Source organism: Candidatus Thiodiazotropha sp. AKIB8 (assembly GCF_058244675.1).
Genome location: NZ_JBSYOO010000038.1, coordinates 14,650 through 29,480 on the forward strand (window position 1 = coordinate 14,650; position 14,831 = coordinate 29,480).

11 protein-coding genes are annotated in these 14,831 nt (G+C 47.8%); 3 read left to right on the forward strand and 8 right to left on the reverse strand.

The features are described from left to right. Window positions 1-56 precede the first annotated feature (56 nt). Window positions 57-2,762, forward strand: a complete 2,706-nt coding sequence (polA, locus tag AC4IFB_RS11775; RefSeq protein ID WP_490780265.1) for a DNA polymerase I — start codon at window positions 57-59, stop codon at window positions 2,760-2,762. Between the two features lie 250 nt (window positions 2,763-3,012). On the opposite strand, the gene yihA is transcribed toward polA, so the two are convergent. The 8 genes from yihA to AC4IFB_RS11815 form a co-directional block, all read right to left on the reverse strand. Then, a complete protein-coding gene (gene yihA / locus AC4IFB_RS11780; RefSeq protein ID WP_490780266.1) occupies window positions 3,013-3,633 on the reverse strand; it encodes a ribosome biogenesis GTP-binding protein YihA/YsxC in 621 nt (206 codons plus the stop codon). Between the two features lie 128 nt (window positions 3,634-3,761). Beyond that, the gene (locus AC4IFB_RS11785) at window positions 3,762-4,214 is read right to left on the reverse strand and encodes a bacteriohemerythrin (RefSeq protein WP_490777606.1); all 453 of its coding nucleotides are present in this window, start codon (window positions 4,212-4,214) and stop codon (window positions 3,762-3,764) included. Between the two features lie 113 nt (window positions 4,215-4,327). Beyond that, window positions 4,328-4,807: a cyclic pyranopterin monophosphate synthase MoaC gene (moaC, locus tag AC4IFB_RS11790; protein ID WP_490777605.1), complete on the reverse strand. Its 480-nt coding sequence runs from the start codon at window positions 4,805-4,807 to the stop codon at window positions 4,328-4,330. After that, a complete protein-coding gene (locus AC4IFB_RS11795; protein WP_490777604.1) occupies window positions 4,807-5,346 on the reverse strand; it encodes a metallophosphoesterase family protein in 540 nt (179 codons plus the stop codon). The genes moaC and AC4IFB_RS11795 overlap by 1 nt, the downstream gene beginning before the upstream one ends. Before the next feature lie 44 nt (window positions 5,347-5,390). Further along, window positions 5,391-5,939 (reverse strand): inorganic diphosphatase, encoded by a 549-nt coding sequence (ppa, locus tag AC4IFB_RS11800; protein ID WP_490777603.1) that lies wholly within the window; start codon window positions 5,937-5,939, stop codon window positions 5,391-5,393. A gap of 357 nt (window positions 5,940-6,296) precedes the next feature. Beyond that, on the reverse strand, window positions 6,297-8,345 hold the full coding sequence (locus tag AC4IFB_RS11805; RefSeq protein ID WP_490780267.1) for a sodium-translocating pyrophosphatase: 2,049 nt from the start codon (window positions 8,343-8,345) through the stop codon (window positions 6,297-6,299). Between the two features lie 141 nt (window positions 8,346-8,486). After that, window positions 8,487-9,743 (reverse strand): 6-phosphofructokinase, encoded by a 1,257-nt coding sequence (locus AC4IFB_RS11810; protein WP_490777601.1) that lies wholly within the window; start codon window positions 9,741-9,743, stop codon window positions 8,487-8,489. A 60-nt stretch (window positions 9,744-9,803) separates the two neighbouring features. After that, window positions 9,804-10,148 carry a hypothetical protein gene (locus AC4IFB_RS11815; protein WP_490777600.1) on the reverse strand — a complete coding sequence of 115 codons (345 nt, stop codon included), beginning with the start codon at window positions 10,146-10,148 and terminating at the stop codon, window positions 9,804-9,806. A gap of 432 nt (window positions 10,149-10,580) precedes the next feature. On the opposite strand from AC4IFB_RS11815, the gene AC4IFB_RS11820 reads away from it, so the two are divergent. Both AC4IFB_RS11820 and AC4IFB_RS11825 read left to right on the forward strand, forming a co-directional pair. After that, window positions 10,581-11,912, forward strand: coding sequence for an adenylate kinase family protein (locus AC4IFB_RS11820; protein ID WP_490780268.1), 1,332 nt, complete (start codon window positions 10,581-10,583; stop codon window positions 11,910-11,912). 218 nt (window positions 11,913-12,130) lie between these two features. Next, the gene (locus AC4IFB_RS11825; protein WP_490780269.1) at window positions 12,131-14,398 is read left to right on the forward strand and encodes a bifunctional diguanylate cyclase/phosphodiesterase; all 2,268 of its coding nucleotides are present in this window, start codon (window positions 12,131-12,133) and stop codon (window positions 14,396-14,398) included. The last annotated feature ends 433 nt before the right edge of the window (window positions 14,399-14,831 follow it).

The following is a 14,831-nucleotide window of genomic DNA, read 5'->3' on the forward strand; positions in this document are numbered from 1 at the left end:
TGGAGCAGTATAGCCGGCTTGGCTTGTTCAACTATTTTTAGGTGTATCAGTTAGTTATGTCTGACAATCCTCCGTTTGTCCTGGTAGATGGTTCCTCCTACCTTTTTCGCGCCTACCATGCGCTTCCGGAACTCAGTAACTCTAAGGGTGAGCCGACTGGCGCTATTGTGGGTGTGTTGAATATGCTGCGACGACTCTTTAATGACTATCGTCCAGAGCATATTGCAGTCGTCTTTGATGCGCCGGGTGGGAGCTTCAGAAATGAGATCTATCCTGAGTACAAGGCAAACCGCCCGCCGATGCCTGAAGACCTCCGCTGCCAGATTGAGCCGCTACATGAAATCATTCAAGCCATGGGACTCCCTCTGGTAATGGTATCCGGGGTTGAGGCCGACGATGTCATCGGCACCCTTGCTAGCCAGGCGACTGATGAGGGGGTTAAGACGGTGATCTCCACTGGAGACAAGGATATGGCGCAACTGGTCAATCCACTAGTCAGTCTGGTCAATACCATGTCTGAAACGACAATGGATGAGCAGGGTGTGGTTGAGAAGTTCGGTGTCAGGCCAGATCAGATTATCGACTACCTGGCCTTGGTGGGTGATAGTTCGGATAACATTCCCGGGGTACCGAAGTGTGGACCAAAGACAGCGGCAAAGTGGTTAAAAAGCTACGATTCTCTGGATAATCTGATCAGTAAGGCTGACGAAATAGGCGGTAAAATCGGTGAAAACCTACGATCCAGTCTCGATCAGCTGCCTATGTCGAGATTACTGGCAACCATCAAGTTAGATGTCGATCTGGATAAAAAGCCAACGGAATACGTCTTAGGTGAGCAGAATACCGAGTCATTAAGAAGCCACTATGAGCGAATGGAATCCCCACGCCTGCTCTCCACTCTGGATGAGAAAGGGGAGGGGGAGGTAGAGGAAGTGTCGCAACCTCAGCTTGAAACAGACTATCAGGCGATATTCACTAAAGAGGCTTTCCTGGAGTGGATGGATCGCCTCAAGCAGAGTGAGTTGTTTGCCTTCGACACGGAAACCACCAGTCTGGACTACATGCAGGCAGAGTTGGTCGGTCTATCTTTTGCCGTGGTGCCGGGAGAGGCTGCTTATCTACCCCTGGCCCATGACTATCCGGGAGCACCTGAACAGCTCTCTTTGGATTGGGTGCTGAGTCAGATGAAACCTTTGCTGGAAGATCCGCAACAGAAAAAGCTGGGTCAGAACCTTAAATACGATATGAGTGTGCTCGCCCGCTACGATATTCAGATGCAGGGTATCGCCTATGACACCATGTTGGAGTCCTATGTGGTCGATTCCACTGCGACACGGCACGATATGGATTCATTGGCGAAAAAGTATCTCGACCATAGCACCATTCACTTTGAAGATATCGCGGGTAAAGGAAAAAAGCAGCTCACTTTCAACCAGATAGATCTGGAGCAGGCGGTGCCTTATGCTGCTGAAGATGCAGATATTACCTTGCGGCTTCATGAGAAGCTCTGGCCTAAACTAGAGAGTGAGCATTTACTAACAAAACTATTCACTGAGTTGGAGGTAGCCCTTGTGCCGGTATTATCCCGTATCGAGCGCAATGGGGTGAGCGTCAACAGTGAGATGCTGCGGGCTCAGAGTGATGCCTTTTCACGCCAGTTACATGAGTTGGAACAGCGTGCCTATACCCTGGCTGGACATAACTTCAATCTGGGTTCTCCCAAGCAGATTGGCGAGATCTTTTTCAACGAGCTACAGCTGCCTGTAATCAGTAAAACGCCCAAAGGGGCCCCCTCTACAGCTGAATCGGTGCTGATTGAATTGGCTGACCAGGGGCATGACCTGCCGGCAGTCATTCTTGAACATCGGGGCTTGGCAAAGCTGAAGTCGACCTACACCGATAAGCTGCCTGAGATGGTGAACCCAGAGACTGGACGGGTACATACCTCCTACCATCAGGCGGTGGCAGCAACCGGCAGGCTCTCCTCGACCGACCCCAATTTACAGAACATTCCCATCCGCAAAGAGGAGGGCAGACGAATCAGGCAGGCTTTTATACCTCAGCATGGCTGGAAGATGCTGGCAGCAGACTACTCACAAATAGAGCTGCGCATCATGGCCCATCTCTCCCAGGATAGTGGCCTTTTAAAGGCGTTTTCCGAAGGTAAGGATATTCACACCGCTACTGCTGCAGAAGTCTTTGGTGAAGATCTGGACAAGGTCAGCACTGACCAGCGTCGTTCTGCCAAAGCGATCAACTTTGGTTTGATCTACGGTATGTCTGCATTCGGTCTGGCTCGGCAGTTGGGTATAGAGAGAAAGGCTGCCCAGGAGTATGTCGATCTCTATTTCGAGCGTTACCCAGGCGTTTCAGAGTTTATGGACAAAATTCGCGAGCAGGCGCATCAGCAGGGATATGTAGAGACCCTTTTTGGCAGACGTCTCTATCTACCTGAAATAAATGCGCGGAACCACCAGCGTCGTACCGCTGCAGAGCGTACAGCAATCAATGCACCGATGCAGGGGAGTGCCGCAGACATCATCAAGCGGGCGATGCTCTCAGTCGATCAGTGGATTGAGGGTGAAAAGCCTCCGATCAGGATGTTGATGCAGGTTCACGATGAGCTGGTATTCGAGGTGGAGCCTGGATATTTGGAGTCAGCGGAGAAGATTCTACGAGAACGCATGGAGCATGCTGCGACCCTCGCTGTACCCCTGCTGGTCGAGATAGGGGTGGGCGATAATTGGGATGAAGCCCATTGATCTGAAATTATTTTTAAATAGTTGAGCGATTAGCTGAACTTTTTTTCGCAGGCCTAGTCTATGTTTCTGTAAGTTGTACGGCACGGGTCGCTTTCCTCCCTTTGCGACCCACCCCTTCCCGGTAACCCCATCCGGGAAGATCCGGCCCTGATAGTCTCTCCCCTTAGACTACCAGGGCCTTCTTTTTTCTCCATAAAATAATTTGTTTCTCATTGATTCCATTGAATTATTTATTGGAGATTAATCTTTTTTAGCGACTACTGGAATCAGCTCTCTTTTCCAGCTCAAACCAGATGTCCATAACTTCATGACAGGTTTCGATACCCTGTTTTTTCAGCGAGGAGAATCTCTGAACAGTAATCTCAGGGTGATCGTTGAGGCTGCGTTCTACCTTTAATTGGGTGTTTTTTGCTGCACCGCTCTTTAGTTTGTCAGCCTTGGTCAGCAGGATATGAGTCGGAAGCCCGTGATGGGTGTTCCATTGCAACATCTGCAGATCAAATTGGGTCAGGGGGTGACGGATGTCCATCAGCAAAATCAATCCCCTCAAACATTCTCGGTTTTCTATATAGTCAGCCAGACTCTGCTGCCACTGTTTTTTGACCGATTCTGCAACTTTGGCGTAGCCGTATCCCGGCAGGTCGACCAGTCGGCGCTCATCATCCAGTGAGAAAAAATTAAGTAATTGGGTGCGTCCTGGCGTTTTACTGGTTCGCGCCAGAGATTTTTGGCTGCAGAGGGTATTCAGGGCGCTCGATTTTCCAGCATTGGAACGACCAGCAAAAGCGACTTCATAGCCACTGTCTGCCGGTGATTGGGATAATTTGGCCGCACTTTTCAGAAAGTGGGCTTGATGATAGTAGGGGTTCATGGTCATCCTTCGATCGGTGAACCCGTAAGTTTAGCCTGTCTGGGCTGCCGGTCACCAGTCTGGTGTACGTGAAAGCACCAGAAGGTTATGTGGCTATTATGGAAGTTAAATTATCTTTCGGAGAAAGATCAACTCCAGAGGCGTTGAATCCAGGACTTTTTGCTCAATTTGGTTTGAGCCCCAGCCTTGATAAAGAAGCCACTGTATTGCATATCCTCTTCCATAATATGCTTTGTCAGCCAGGTTTTGAGAAAGTGCATCAACTCAAAGCCGATGGCGGTCTTGCCCGTTGAGACCTTCTCCAGAAGGTCAGAGACAGACTCGAGTAGCTCTTCATGGATCTCTTTATGCTCATCGTATCCGGGGTAGTTGAGGATACGCATCAGACTCTCTTCAACAGCAAAATGTATGCGAGTGTATTCAGCCAGATCAGCAAGAATGGCCTGGACTACATCACTTCCATGGCGCTGATGTATCGCTTCATGCATTTTATTTACTAAATCGACCAGCATTTTGTGCTGTTCGTCGATCTCTTCGATGCCGACACTTAAAGTGTCGGTCCACTCTACAAATTTGCCCATATGTGCATCCTTACTACTCGATAATATCTTCTTAGTTTGTCAAATAAACGGCATTATATTGTGACAGGCTTCACGTATTCGCACAAATATAAGCGGCTGTGGTTTTTTAAACTTTAATCACCCCTTTCCCATGTTCCCGATTTTCCACCACTCTTCTCTATAAGCTGAACATTAAGGAGAGACATTCCCCGGTCAACAGCTTTGCACATATCGTATATGGTGAGCAATGTGATCTGAGTGGCACAGAGTGCTTCGATCTCTACACCAGTCTGGCCCTGAGTTTCGACATGGCAACGGCAGTAGATAGTACTGGTCTCTTTTTCCGGGATGAGGTCGATAGCAACCTTGGTCAGGGAGAGGGGATGGCAGAGTGGAATCAGGTCTGATGCTTTTTTAGCTGCCATGATGCCGGCAACCCGAGCGATACCGAGCACATCCCCCTTTTTGTGACGGCCTTCAACGACCATTTCAAGGGTCTCAGCCTGCATCGATATTCGACCTTCGGCAATTGCCTTGCGCCGGGTTGAGGCTTTATCCCCCACATCCACCATGTGAGCCTCACCAGAGGCGTTGAAGTGGGTGAACTCTGCCATCAATATCCTGCCTCGCGTTCAATCTGCTTAGAGATTTCCCGTGCCTCGAAAGTCATTTCTTCCAGGTCAGCCATAACAAAGGTGGCTGGCGATTTACCTACGCCACCTATGGTACCGGGATTGATCAGGTGTGTGGTACCACCTTGGATATTGGTGAATTGCTCAAACCCAAGTTTATGGCTGTGGCCGCAGCAGACCAGATCCCAGTCACCTGTTGCAGCCATCGCCCGAGCATAGTGGGGGTAGTGCACCAGAAAGATTTTTCGACCGGCCAGTTCAACTCCTGCGTCCATACCATGATAGTGAATATTACTGTCATCATTGTTAGCGAGTCTGGCCAGGGTATAGAGATCTCCGGAGTTGTTACCGTGAATCACATGTATAGGCAGGTCATATTTCTGCAGACAATGGAGTGTACTGGGTGCGACGACATCACCGCAGTGCAGTACAGCCTCAGCACCATCCTCCTTGGCCGACTCAACAGCGGCATCCAGTAAGGGAATATGGTCATGACTGTCAGAAACTATACAGACCTTCATATTTCGCTCCTGGATACCTTGACACTATCTCTGGCAATGAACACTTAGAAGTGTGGTTTTTCAGGTGCGTCTTGGAACATTTTCACCGAATTACTAATCTCATTCTTAGCTGCTTCAATGCCATCCCATCCGGAAACACGAACCCATTTTCCCTCATCGAGATCTTTGTAGTGTTCAAAGAAATGGGCAATACGCTCCATAAGCTCCGTAGGCATATCCTCATAGCTTTTTACATGGCTCCAGCGGCTTGAGACGCTGTCTATGGGTACCGCAACAACTTTCGCGTCATCACCGGATTCGTCGGTCATTTTCAAAACCGCAACTGGACGGCAGCGGATTACTGAGCCTGGAATCAGGGGAAATGCAGTAGGCACCATAACATCGCAGGGGTCGCCATCGTCTGACAGGGTATGGGGAATATAGCCATAGTTGGCAGGATAGTGCATGGCCGTACGCAGGATGCGGTCGACGAACATCGCCCCAGTCTCTTTGTCGACCTCATATTTCACAGGTTCTGCATTTGCGGGGATTTCAATTATGACGTTTATTTCGTCAGGAATGTTTTTTCCCGATGAGACGCGGTCTAGGTTCATTTATCTTACCTTGCAGGTGGAAAACAGCTGTTATCGAATCCAGCCGGTTGGGCCGGTGGTGTTTGAGAAGTGAAGAGTACGGATAACCAGAGCAGGTGTCTAGTGCAGTGTCCTATATTGTTTGATGTTTTTAGAGGCCCACAAATGCAGCAGGCTAAGGGTTATCAGGCTAAAAATGGCAGGCCACTATCCAACGAGATGCAAGCAGCTACCTTGCGCTGCACAACTGCACTTACATGGGTTATATCAGTCAAGCTGCCGAATATAGAAACCGGATAACCACGAATTAAGAGTGGCCTTTGGTCACTAAAAAGGGGAGCCGAAGCTCCCCCTGATTCTTGCTTGAAGTGTCCTATTTTAGAGAATAGGCACAATCAACAGTGCAACGATGTTGATAATCTTGATCAAAGGATTGATCGCAGGACCGGCAGTATCTTTGTAGGGGTCACCCACGGTGTCCCCGGTAACGGCTGCCTTATGTGCGTCAGAGCCTTTGCCACCGAAATTTCCATCTTCGATGTACTTTTTCGCATTATCCCAGGCACCACCACCGGCGGTCATTGAGATGGCGACAAACAGACCGGTTACGATGGTACCGATCAGCAAGCCACCCAGCGCCTGGGCACCGAGGAACAGGCCGACCAGCAGCGGTACTGCAATGGGCAGCAGAGAAGGGACGATCATCTCCTTGATGGCCGCCTTGGTCAGCATGTCTACAGCTTTGCCATAATCAGGCTTCTCGCTGTGGTCCATAATCCCAGGTTTCTCGCGAAATTGACGCCGCACCTCATTGACGATTCCACCAGCAGCTCGACCCACTGCCTCCATGGCCATGGCACCGAACAGGAAGGGCACAAGGCCGCCAATGAGCAGGCCAATAAGTACCATGTGGTTGGATAGGTCGAAGCTTATGCCGGAACCGAAATGGCTCTCCAGACTGTGCGTGTAGTCGGCAAACAACACCAGTGCTGCAAGACCCGCTGATCCGATTGCATAACCCTTGGTCACTGCTTTGGTGGTATTGCCCACCGCATCCAGTGGATCAGTGATATTACGGATCTTCTCGTCCAGCTCCGCCATCTCGGCGATGCCACCGGCGTTATCGGTGATAGGACCGTAGGCGTCAAGGGCGACAATGATGCCTGTCATAGAGAGCATGGCAGTGGCTGCAATGGCGATACCGTAGAGGCCGGCCATGTCATAAGCGCCCCAGATTGCTGCGCATATTACCAATACCGGTGCCGCAGTGGCCTTCATCGAGATGCCCAGGCCGGCGATGACATTGGTGCCGTCTCCGGTTGTGGATGCTTCAGCAATGGAGCGGACAGGGGAGTATTCGGTAGAGGTGTAGTACTCTGTGATTACCACCATGGCTGCAGTCAGCACCAGGCCAATCATGGCAGATCCAAAGAGTGCCATTACCGGGTCAGTCACAGCGACACCACCGACCACAATGTTCGCACCGCTCATCATGTAGTCAGTGACAAAGTAGAAGGCTATAGCCGCCAATACACCCGCGACAATCAGACCCTTATAGAGAGCTGGCATCACATTGGTATCGGAATCCTTCGCTTTGACGAAGTAGGTGCCGATGATGGAAGCAATAATGGAGACACCCCCCAGTACCAAGGGGTAGATAACCGCCTCGTTACCCAGTCCTGTAACCAGCAGGCTGCCAAGCAGCATGGTGGCAACTACGGTAACCGCATAGGTCTCGAAAAGATCGGCAGCCATACCTGCGCAGTCACCAACATTGTCACCTACATTGTCGGCGATAACTGCAGGGTTGCGTGGGTCATCCTCAGGGATTCCAGCTTCTACTTTACCAACAATATCAGCACCAACATCGGCACCTTTGGTGAAGATGCCACCACCCAGTCGGGCAAAGATGGAGATCAGTGAGCCACCGAAAGCCAGTCCGACCAATGCATGCAGGGCATGGGCGTCTGAGACACCCATCGCGTTGAGGATGTAGTAGTAACCGGCGACACCCAACAGGGCGAGACCGACTACCAGCATGCCAGTAATAGCACCACCACGGAAGGCGATCTGAAGGGCGGCGTTGATACCATTATGGGCAGCTTCAGCTGTACGCAGATTGGAGCGAACAGAGATGTTCATGCCAATGTAACCTGCCAAACCTGAGAAGATGGCGCCAATCGCAAAACCAATGGCTGTAGCGCTGTCCAGTCCGAAGAAAATAACCACCAGCACGACTGCGCCAACGATACCGATGGCGGTGTATTGTCGGTTTAGATAGGCTTGAGCGCCCTCCTGGATAGCACCGGCGATCTCGCGCATTTTTTCGTTGCCTTCCGGCTGAGCGAGTATCCATTTAACGGATATGAGGCCATAAACCAGTGCAGCTGCGGCACAGGCTAGGGCAAAGATCAGTTCTATATTCACTTAGAGATCCTCCACTGAGTAATGATAAAAGAGTTCAGGTACAAAATAGGTGTGCGACACTTATCAGCCTCCATAGCGTTTATTTTTTCTAAGCACGTACACACAAATAAGGGGGCTGATAAGCCCCCTCTTTGTCGTTGTCTAGAGTTCAAAAGTATCTAGTTTTTTTGGAACTGCTACGCCTTTCATCGTTACGTAGTCAGGCATTCCATTATCTTTATAAGGGGGGTATGCCTCACCTTTGATCAGTGGGTAGAGGTACTCCTTACAGGCATCGGTAATTCCGAAGCCATCCTCGGTAATAAAATCCAAAGGCATCATTTTCTCTACATTGGCGACCTCGCTGAGAGGTGCCTCACCGATATGCCATTTGTAGGGGTTTGATGATTCGCGTACCACTGTAGGCATGATGGAGTTCTTTCCTTCAAGTGCCTTTTCCACCGCAGCCTGGCCAAGGGCATAAGCCTGAGCAACATCAGATTCTGAGGTAAGGTGGCGAGCAGCCCGCTGTAGATAGTCTGCAACAGCCCAGTGGAACTTATGGCCCAGAGCATCCTTAATCATATTTGCTACAACAGGTGCAGCACCGCCTAGTTGGGCATGTCCAAAAGCATCTCTGGTACCCTGCTCAGCAAGGAATTTACCATCTGGCCAGTGACAACCTTCCGATACCACAATGGTGCAGTAGCCATGCTCTTTAACCTTGGCATCGACATTGGCCAGGAATTTATCTTTGTCGAACTCAATCTCCGGGAACAGAATGACGACAGGTATGCCCTCATCCTCTACCAAGCCGCCGGCAGCAGCGATCCAGCCAGCATGGCGCCCCATCACTTCGATGACAAAAATCTTGGTCGAGGTGGCGGCCATGGAGCGTACATCGTAGGAAGCTTCCAGAGTGGAGACCGCGATATATTTCGCTACAGAGCCAAAACCTGGGCAGTTATCTGTGATCGGCAGGTCATTATCGACAGTTTTTGGTACGTGAATAGCCTGTACCGGGAAACCCATCTTTTCAGAGAGTTGTGAGACTTTGTAGCAGGTATCAGCAGAGTCACCACCGCCATTGTAGAAAAAATAGCCAATGTTGTGTGCTTTAAAGATCTCGATCAGGCGCTCATATTCACGCTTATTCTCTTCAAGACTCTTTAGTTTGAAGCGGCAGGAACCAAAGCCACCGGATGGGGTGTGCTTCAATGCTGCGATATCCTCAGCTGACTCCTGGCTGGTATCGATTAACTCTTCAGTCAATGCGCCAATGATGCCGTTACGGCCGGCGTAGACATTGGCAATCTTGTCTGGGTGTTTACGCGCGGTTTCGATAACCCCGCATGCAGAAGCGTTGATTACTGCTGTAACGCCCCCCGATTGTGCATAGAAAGCATTTTTTGCTGTCATGAGTTAGATCCCCTTTATGTTATTGATATTAATATATTTTATTGAATTTGATCTGGCCGTTTAGAGGTCACCTTTCTGCTGGGCCGAATGGTCGGCCTGTGCCTGTAGAAGCGACACAATACACTCTGTCAGGTCGTCATATTCGTGTACCCCGGTACCATACTGCTGATAGCCACGGTAGAAAAACTGGCAGCGATATTTACGACTACCGGTCTTAAAAATGATGAAGTTGCACTCCTCTTGATCCCAGTAGACAACTGGGCAACTGCTCAACTCCCGATCAGATGGCATGAGGCGGATTTCTGCATCCGCGATCTGGGTTTCCACCTTTTGACCATATCGTTCAGTCAATGTGGTTTCGATGATCCAATGCTCAGAATCTGTAATATCTGGGATTTGCGGCATGAGGTTACTCTGCTTACAGTCACTTCGTGAGGCAGAGAAGAATAATCTAATCGAGCCTTTTAGTACATAAAGTCCGTTGACTTTACTGGAAATCTTGGATTAGCTTACCCAACAGAACAAGATTCGGCTAATCCAAAAGTTGGATGGAGTCATGGAATTTCTTAATTATAAATAAGTGAAATCTGTGACTTCATGCCGGTAAATCTTACAAGTCATTGATCTTAGAGCCATATGTTCCATTCCATATACTCTATTTGCCCCCAAAGCCGGGGATACCGAATTGACCAAAATATAGAGCAGCAGTTAGCCTGTGCCGGGTCAAGTGCCATTGATGTGTCTCAACTCTGGTTCGAGCCGGGGCGGGTCACATAGAATACTGAAATGCAAGGGATTATCCGACATTGTGACCTGGCCATGGGGGAAGTGTAAGGAATGCGTATTGTGATACTCGGGGCGCCTGGAGCGGGCAAGAAAACCCAATCAGCCCTATTGGCGGAAAAGCTCAAGCTCTCCATCGTAACGACTGGCGAACTCCTCAAGAGAGCTGTAGCTGAACAGAACCCATTGGGTTTGGAGGCGAAAGCACAACAGGATGCTGGGCATGTGGTGACTGAAGATATTATTCTTGGCCTGCTGCGTGACCATTTTCTGAAACCCACCCTGAGCAGTGGCTTTATTCTGGATGGTTTTCCAAGGAATCTTTTACAGGCTCTGACACTGGATGAGCTGTTAGTCGAGCTCGACATGCCTCTCGATAGGGTCATCCTGCTTGATATCGATGTAGACAATCTGATGGAGCGCCTGGTTGGACGACTTACCTGCCGCAGCTGCAATCAGCTCTACAATGCCTACCGGAACCCACCGCTAGTTGATGACGTCTGCGACAGCTGTGGAGGGCGCCTGCATAAACGTTCGGATGACAATGAAGAGACGGTAAGTAACCGCATCCATGTGTTTGATCATCTGGTCGCTCCCCTCATAACCCACTATGAGAAGAGTAACAGGCTGGCCAGAGTCGATGGTAACGGTGAGCTTGAAACTGTTTTCCAGGGCATGCTTGAGGCCATTGAAGGCTCTGCGCTCAACAGCTCTGAAACAACACCAAAGGGGAATCAACCTGAAGTCTCGGTTGAGCGTGCGAGTGTGGTGCAGATGCCACCTCCAGCAACTGAAGAAGCAAAAAAGCCCGAGGATGAGCAGTCAAAGCCTCAATCAGAGACAGCCTCAGTAGAGAAAAAATCTGGAATTGCGAGAAAAAAGAAGTCAAAAATCGCTAAAAAAGCAAAAGCTGCGGGTAAGAGTGTAGTTAAGAAGAAAAAGAGCGTCCCTGGTGCTGGAACAAAAACGGTTACAAAAAAAGCGGCAAAAAAGGCTGAAAAGGTAACTAAAAAAAGCGCCAAAAAGGTAAAAGCAAAAACGCAATCCAAGTCAAAATCTACTCAAGTGCTAACTAAGAAAAAGAGAAAAGCCGGATCAGGCTCCACGGCAAAGCGCGCCAAGGTGGTAAAAAAGGCAGCGACGAAAAAAAGTCGCTCATCAGTGAGCCGTAAGAGAGCTGTTCAGCTGAAAAAGCGAGTGGCTAAAAAAACCGCAGCCAAGAAAAAGGTAGTGAAAAGAAGCAAGGTTACAGAGGTAGGAAAAAAGGCCAGCAAAAAGGCGCTTCCAAAACAGAAGATAGCAAAGAAGAGCAGTAACAAGAAAGTGGCTGCAAAAAAGAGAAGAAGCAAGAAAAAAACAGTTAAAAAGAGGGCGGCGAAGAGGTAAGTGTGATTCTCGGAAAGTGATCAGAGAGAAGCGATAGTTACAACGCATTAGGTTTAAGCAATTCAATAGATACTAATGTATCGAATTAGCCCAGTACAGTTTTTAGCAGCATGGTGGTAGGGCCGTTGAATTGATAAATCTCAATCAATGTCAATATTTACCCCCAGTGTGGAGTTGCTTTAGCTCATATTAAGCGTCGTTTACATTATACTCGGCAGATGAAAATTCCGGCTCTAAGCAATGTCTCTCCAATTTGGCGGCTCTATTGGCTGCTATCAATCATTACAATCATTTTGTCACTTTTAATCGCACGCTACTTTTATAATGACGTACTCGATGGCAAATTTAGGGATCTCGATCAATTTAATACACTAGTGAAAGAGGGATGGGTAGAGTCACGCCTTTTTGCACAGGAGTCAGTATTAAGAATTCTCTCAGAACGCCTGGTTGAGATGGACGCAATCGCGCACCCTGATCGATCATTGAATCTCTTAGACTCTCGAGTCAAGAACAGCGCCAATATTATTGGAATGGGTCTTTTTGATTCTGAAGGTAATTTGATTATTGCAACCCACAGCAGCAAAGAAAAGTTTCCCAATCTGAAAAAAAATAGTGCAACCGTCAGTACTTTTATAGATACGTTAAACCGCAGCCACATGGTGTTGGGTCATACCTACTACAATCCTTTCTTTGATAAATGGATACTTCCATTACGTTTAGCGTTTCGGTCACCTGAGGGCAAACAGTACGTTGTAGCCTCATGGTTAGATGCGGAAAGTGGAAACGCACTGTTTAACCATGACAATATCCCTGATGATATAGCCTCAGCAGTAATTTCCAATGATTTTTACATGCTGGATTACAAGATCAATTATCCGCGAGATTACATCTTTTTTCAGGTTCCCTTGCCAGAAGCTGTTGTCGATCAGTTTAACTTGCGTAAGCTCAAAGGAAAGCAGCGTATACTTCAAACCTATATAGACCGCAATGAGTATCTACGCTACATATCCGTAACTTATATTCCAAAATATGAGATATATATATCTCTGACTCGCGCTCACAGAGAAGCAATCAAAGGATTCACACCCATCGCGAAAAAAATTGCCCTTGCTACACTCTTTTTCTGGTTGATCCTCTACCTTTTCTTCTACATTGTTTCCAAGAAAGAGAAAAAAGCAATCGCAGCATTAGAGTATCAAGCGAAGCACGATAACGTCACAGGATTGATGAATCGATTTGCGATTAGTCAGCAGATAGGAATTTACATCGCCAAAGAAAAGCAGTTCTGCCTCGCCTTTGTTGATCTCGATAATTTTAAAACCGTAAATGATCTATATGGGCATAGAACTGGAGACAAGGTACTCGCCCAGGTTGCTGAACGGCTCATGACAGTAATTGAGGATGATATACATTGTGCGCGATTCAGTGGAGATGAGTTTGCACTGATAATTCCACAGGTTCCTGAAAAAGCAGTCGATGTCTACCTGAATGTACTTGAATTAATCAAACTCCCATTCGATTTAGAATATAATGCACTACATATCAGCGCGAGTATGGGGGTAACTGTATATCCCTCTGATTCCGATAACTCGGAAGAGCTCATGCGTTTTGCCGATATCGCCCTAAACCAGGCGAAGAAGAAAAAGGATCGCCTTACCTTTTTCGATCAGGATTTTTATAAGAAAATAGAACGTAGATCGATTATCCAAGAGCTTTTTAATTCTGCCCTGGAGCGTGATGAGTTCTACATCGCATATCAACCACAGATAGATATAAAATCCAATTCAGTCATTGGTGTGGAAGCATTGGCGAGATGGAAAAGCCATGATTTAGGAGAGATATCACCCGCTGAATTCATTCCTATAGCGGAGGAGGCGGGCTTTATCATCCCTCTGGGAATGCATATTCTGGAAATTGCGTGCAAAACGACGCAAAATCTTTGGGAACAAACAGATCAGAAATTTAAACTCTCAGTCAACGTCTCTGTACGCCAACTGGTTGATGAAAACTTCATTGCAAACGTCAGCAAAATCATTAACAAGCTAAAGTTTCCGTTTGAAAAACTTGTTCTGGAAGTCACTGAAAGCATCATGATTGACGACAGTGATAAGATTATTCAAACGCTTCAAAGTTTACTAGACCAGGGAATAGGAATCTCTCTTGATGATTTTGGCACAGGCTTCTCCTCATTGAGCATGGTAAGCAAATTACCCATCACTGAACTCAAAATAGACCAAAGTTTTGTTTATAACTTATTAGTCGATGAAGATAGCGCTCATCTATCTGAAATAATCATTCAAATCGGACAACATCTTAACCTGGATATTATCGCCGAAGGTGTTGAACAGAAAGAACACGTCGAACTTCTAAAACAGTGTGGATGCCATATTTTACAGGGGTACTACTTTTCAAAGCCATTGAACGATGAAGACTTAATAACCTATCTACTTGAGCAAAATATCGGTTCAGAGGGTATGTGTCTTTAATATATAAAAAAATAATACCTGAGCAGGCGCAATTTAAAAAAATCAGCAAATTAAGTATTTATGACAAAAAGAAGGGTTGCACGAATTTCCTATCTGTCAACTTTCTTGGATATCGTAAAAATAGTATTCCCACTAGTAAGACTAAGATTTTTAGTCACTGCTGTGCCATTAACTTTAAATCTTCTCAGAACAACGCTGAAAGCCCCTCTCCCTTTACGGGAGAGGGGTTGGGGAGAGGGTGTACGCGAAGCGTTTCATGTGGTTGATAGAGAAAAACTGCATTGATCGTTCATATTTGTCTTGCTGATTTTTGGGGGAAGTAGGGTGTTCATTCTCCCCCTCTCCCCCGGCCCCTCTCCCGCGAGGGGAGAGGGGAGTCTCTCCCTACCTACGTAAGATACTGAGGACTTGTGAGATTGGTAGCTTCGTCTTT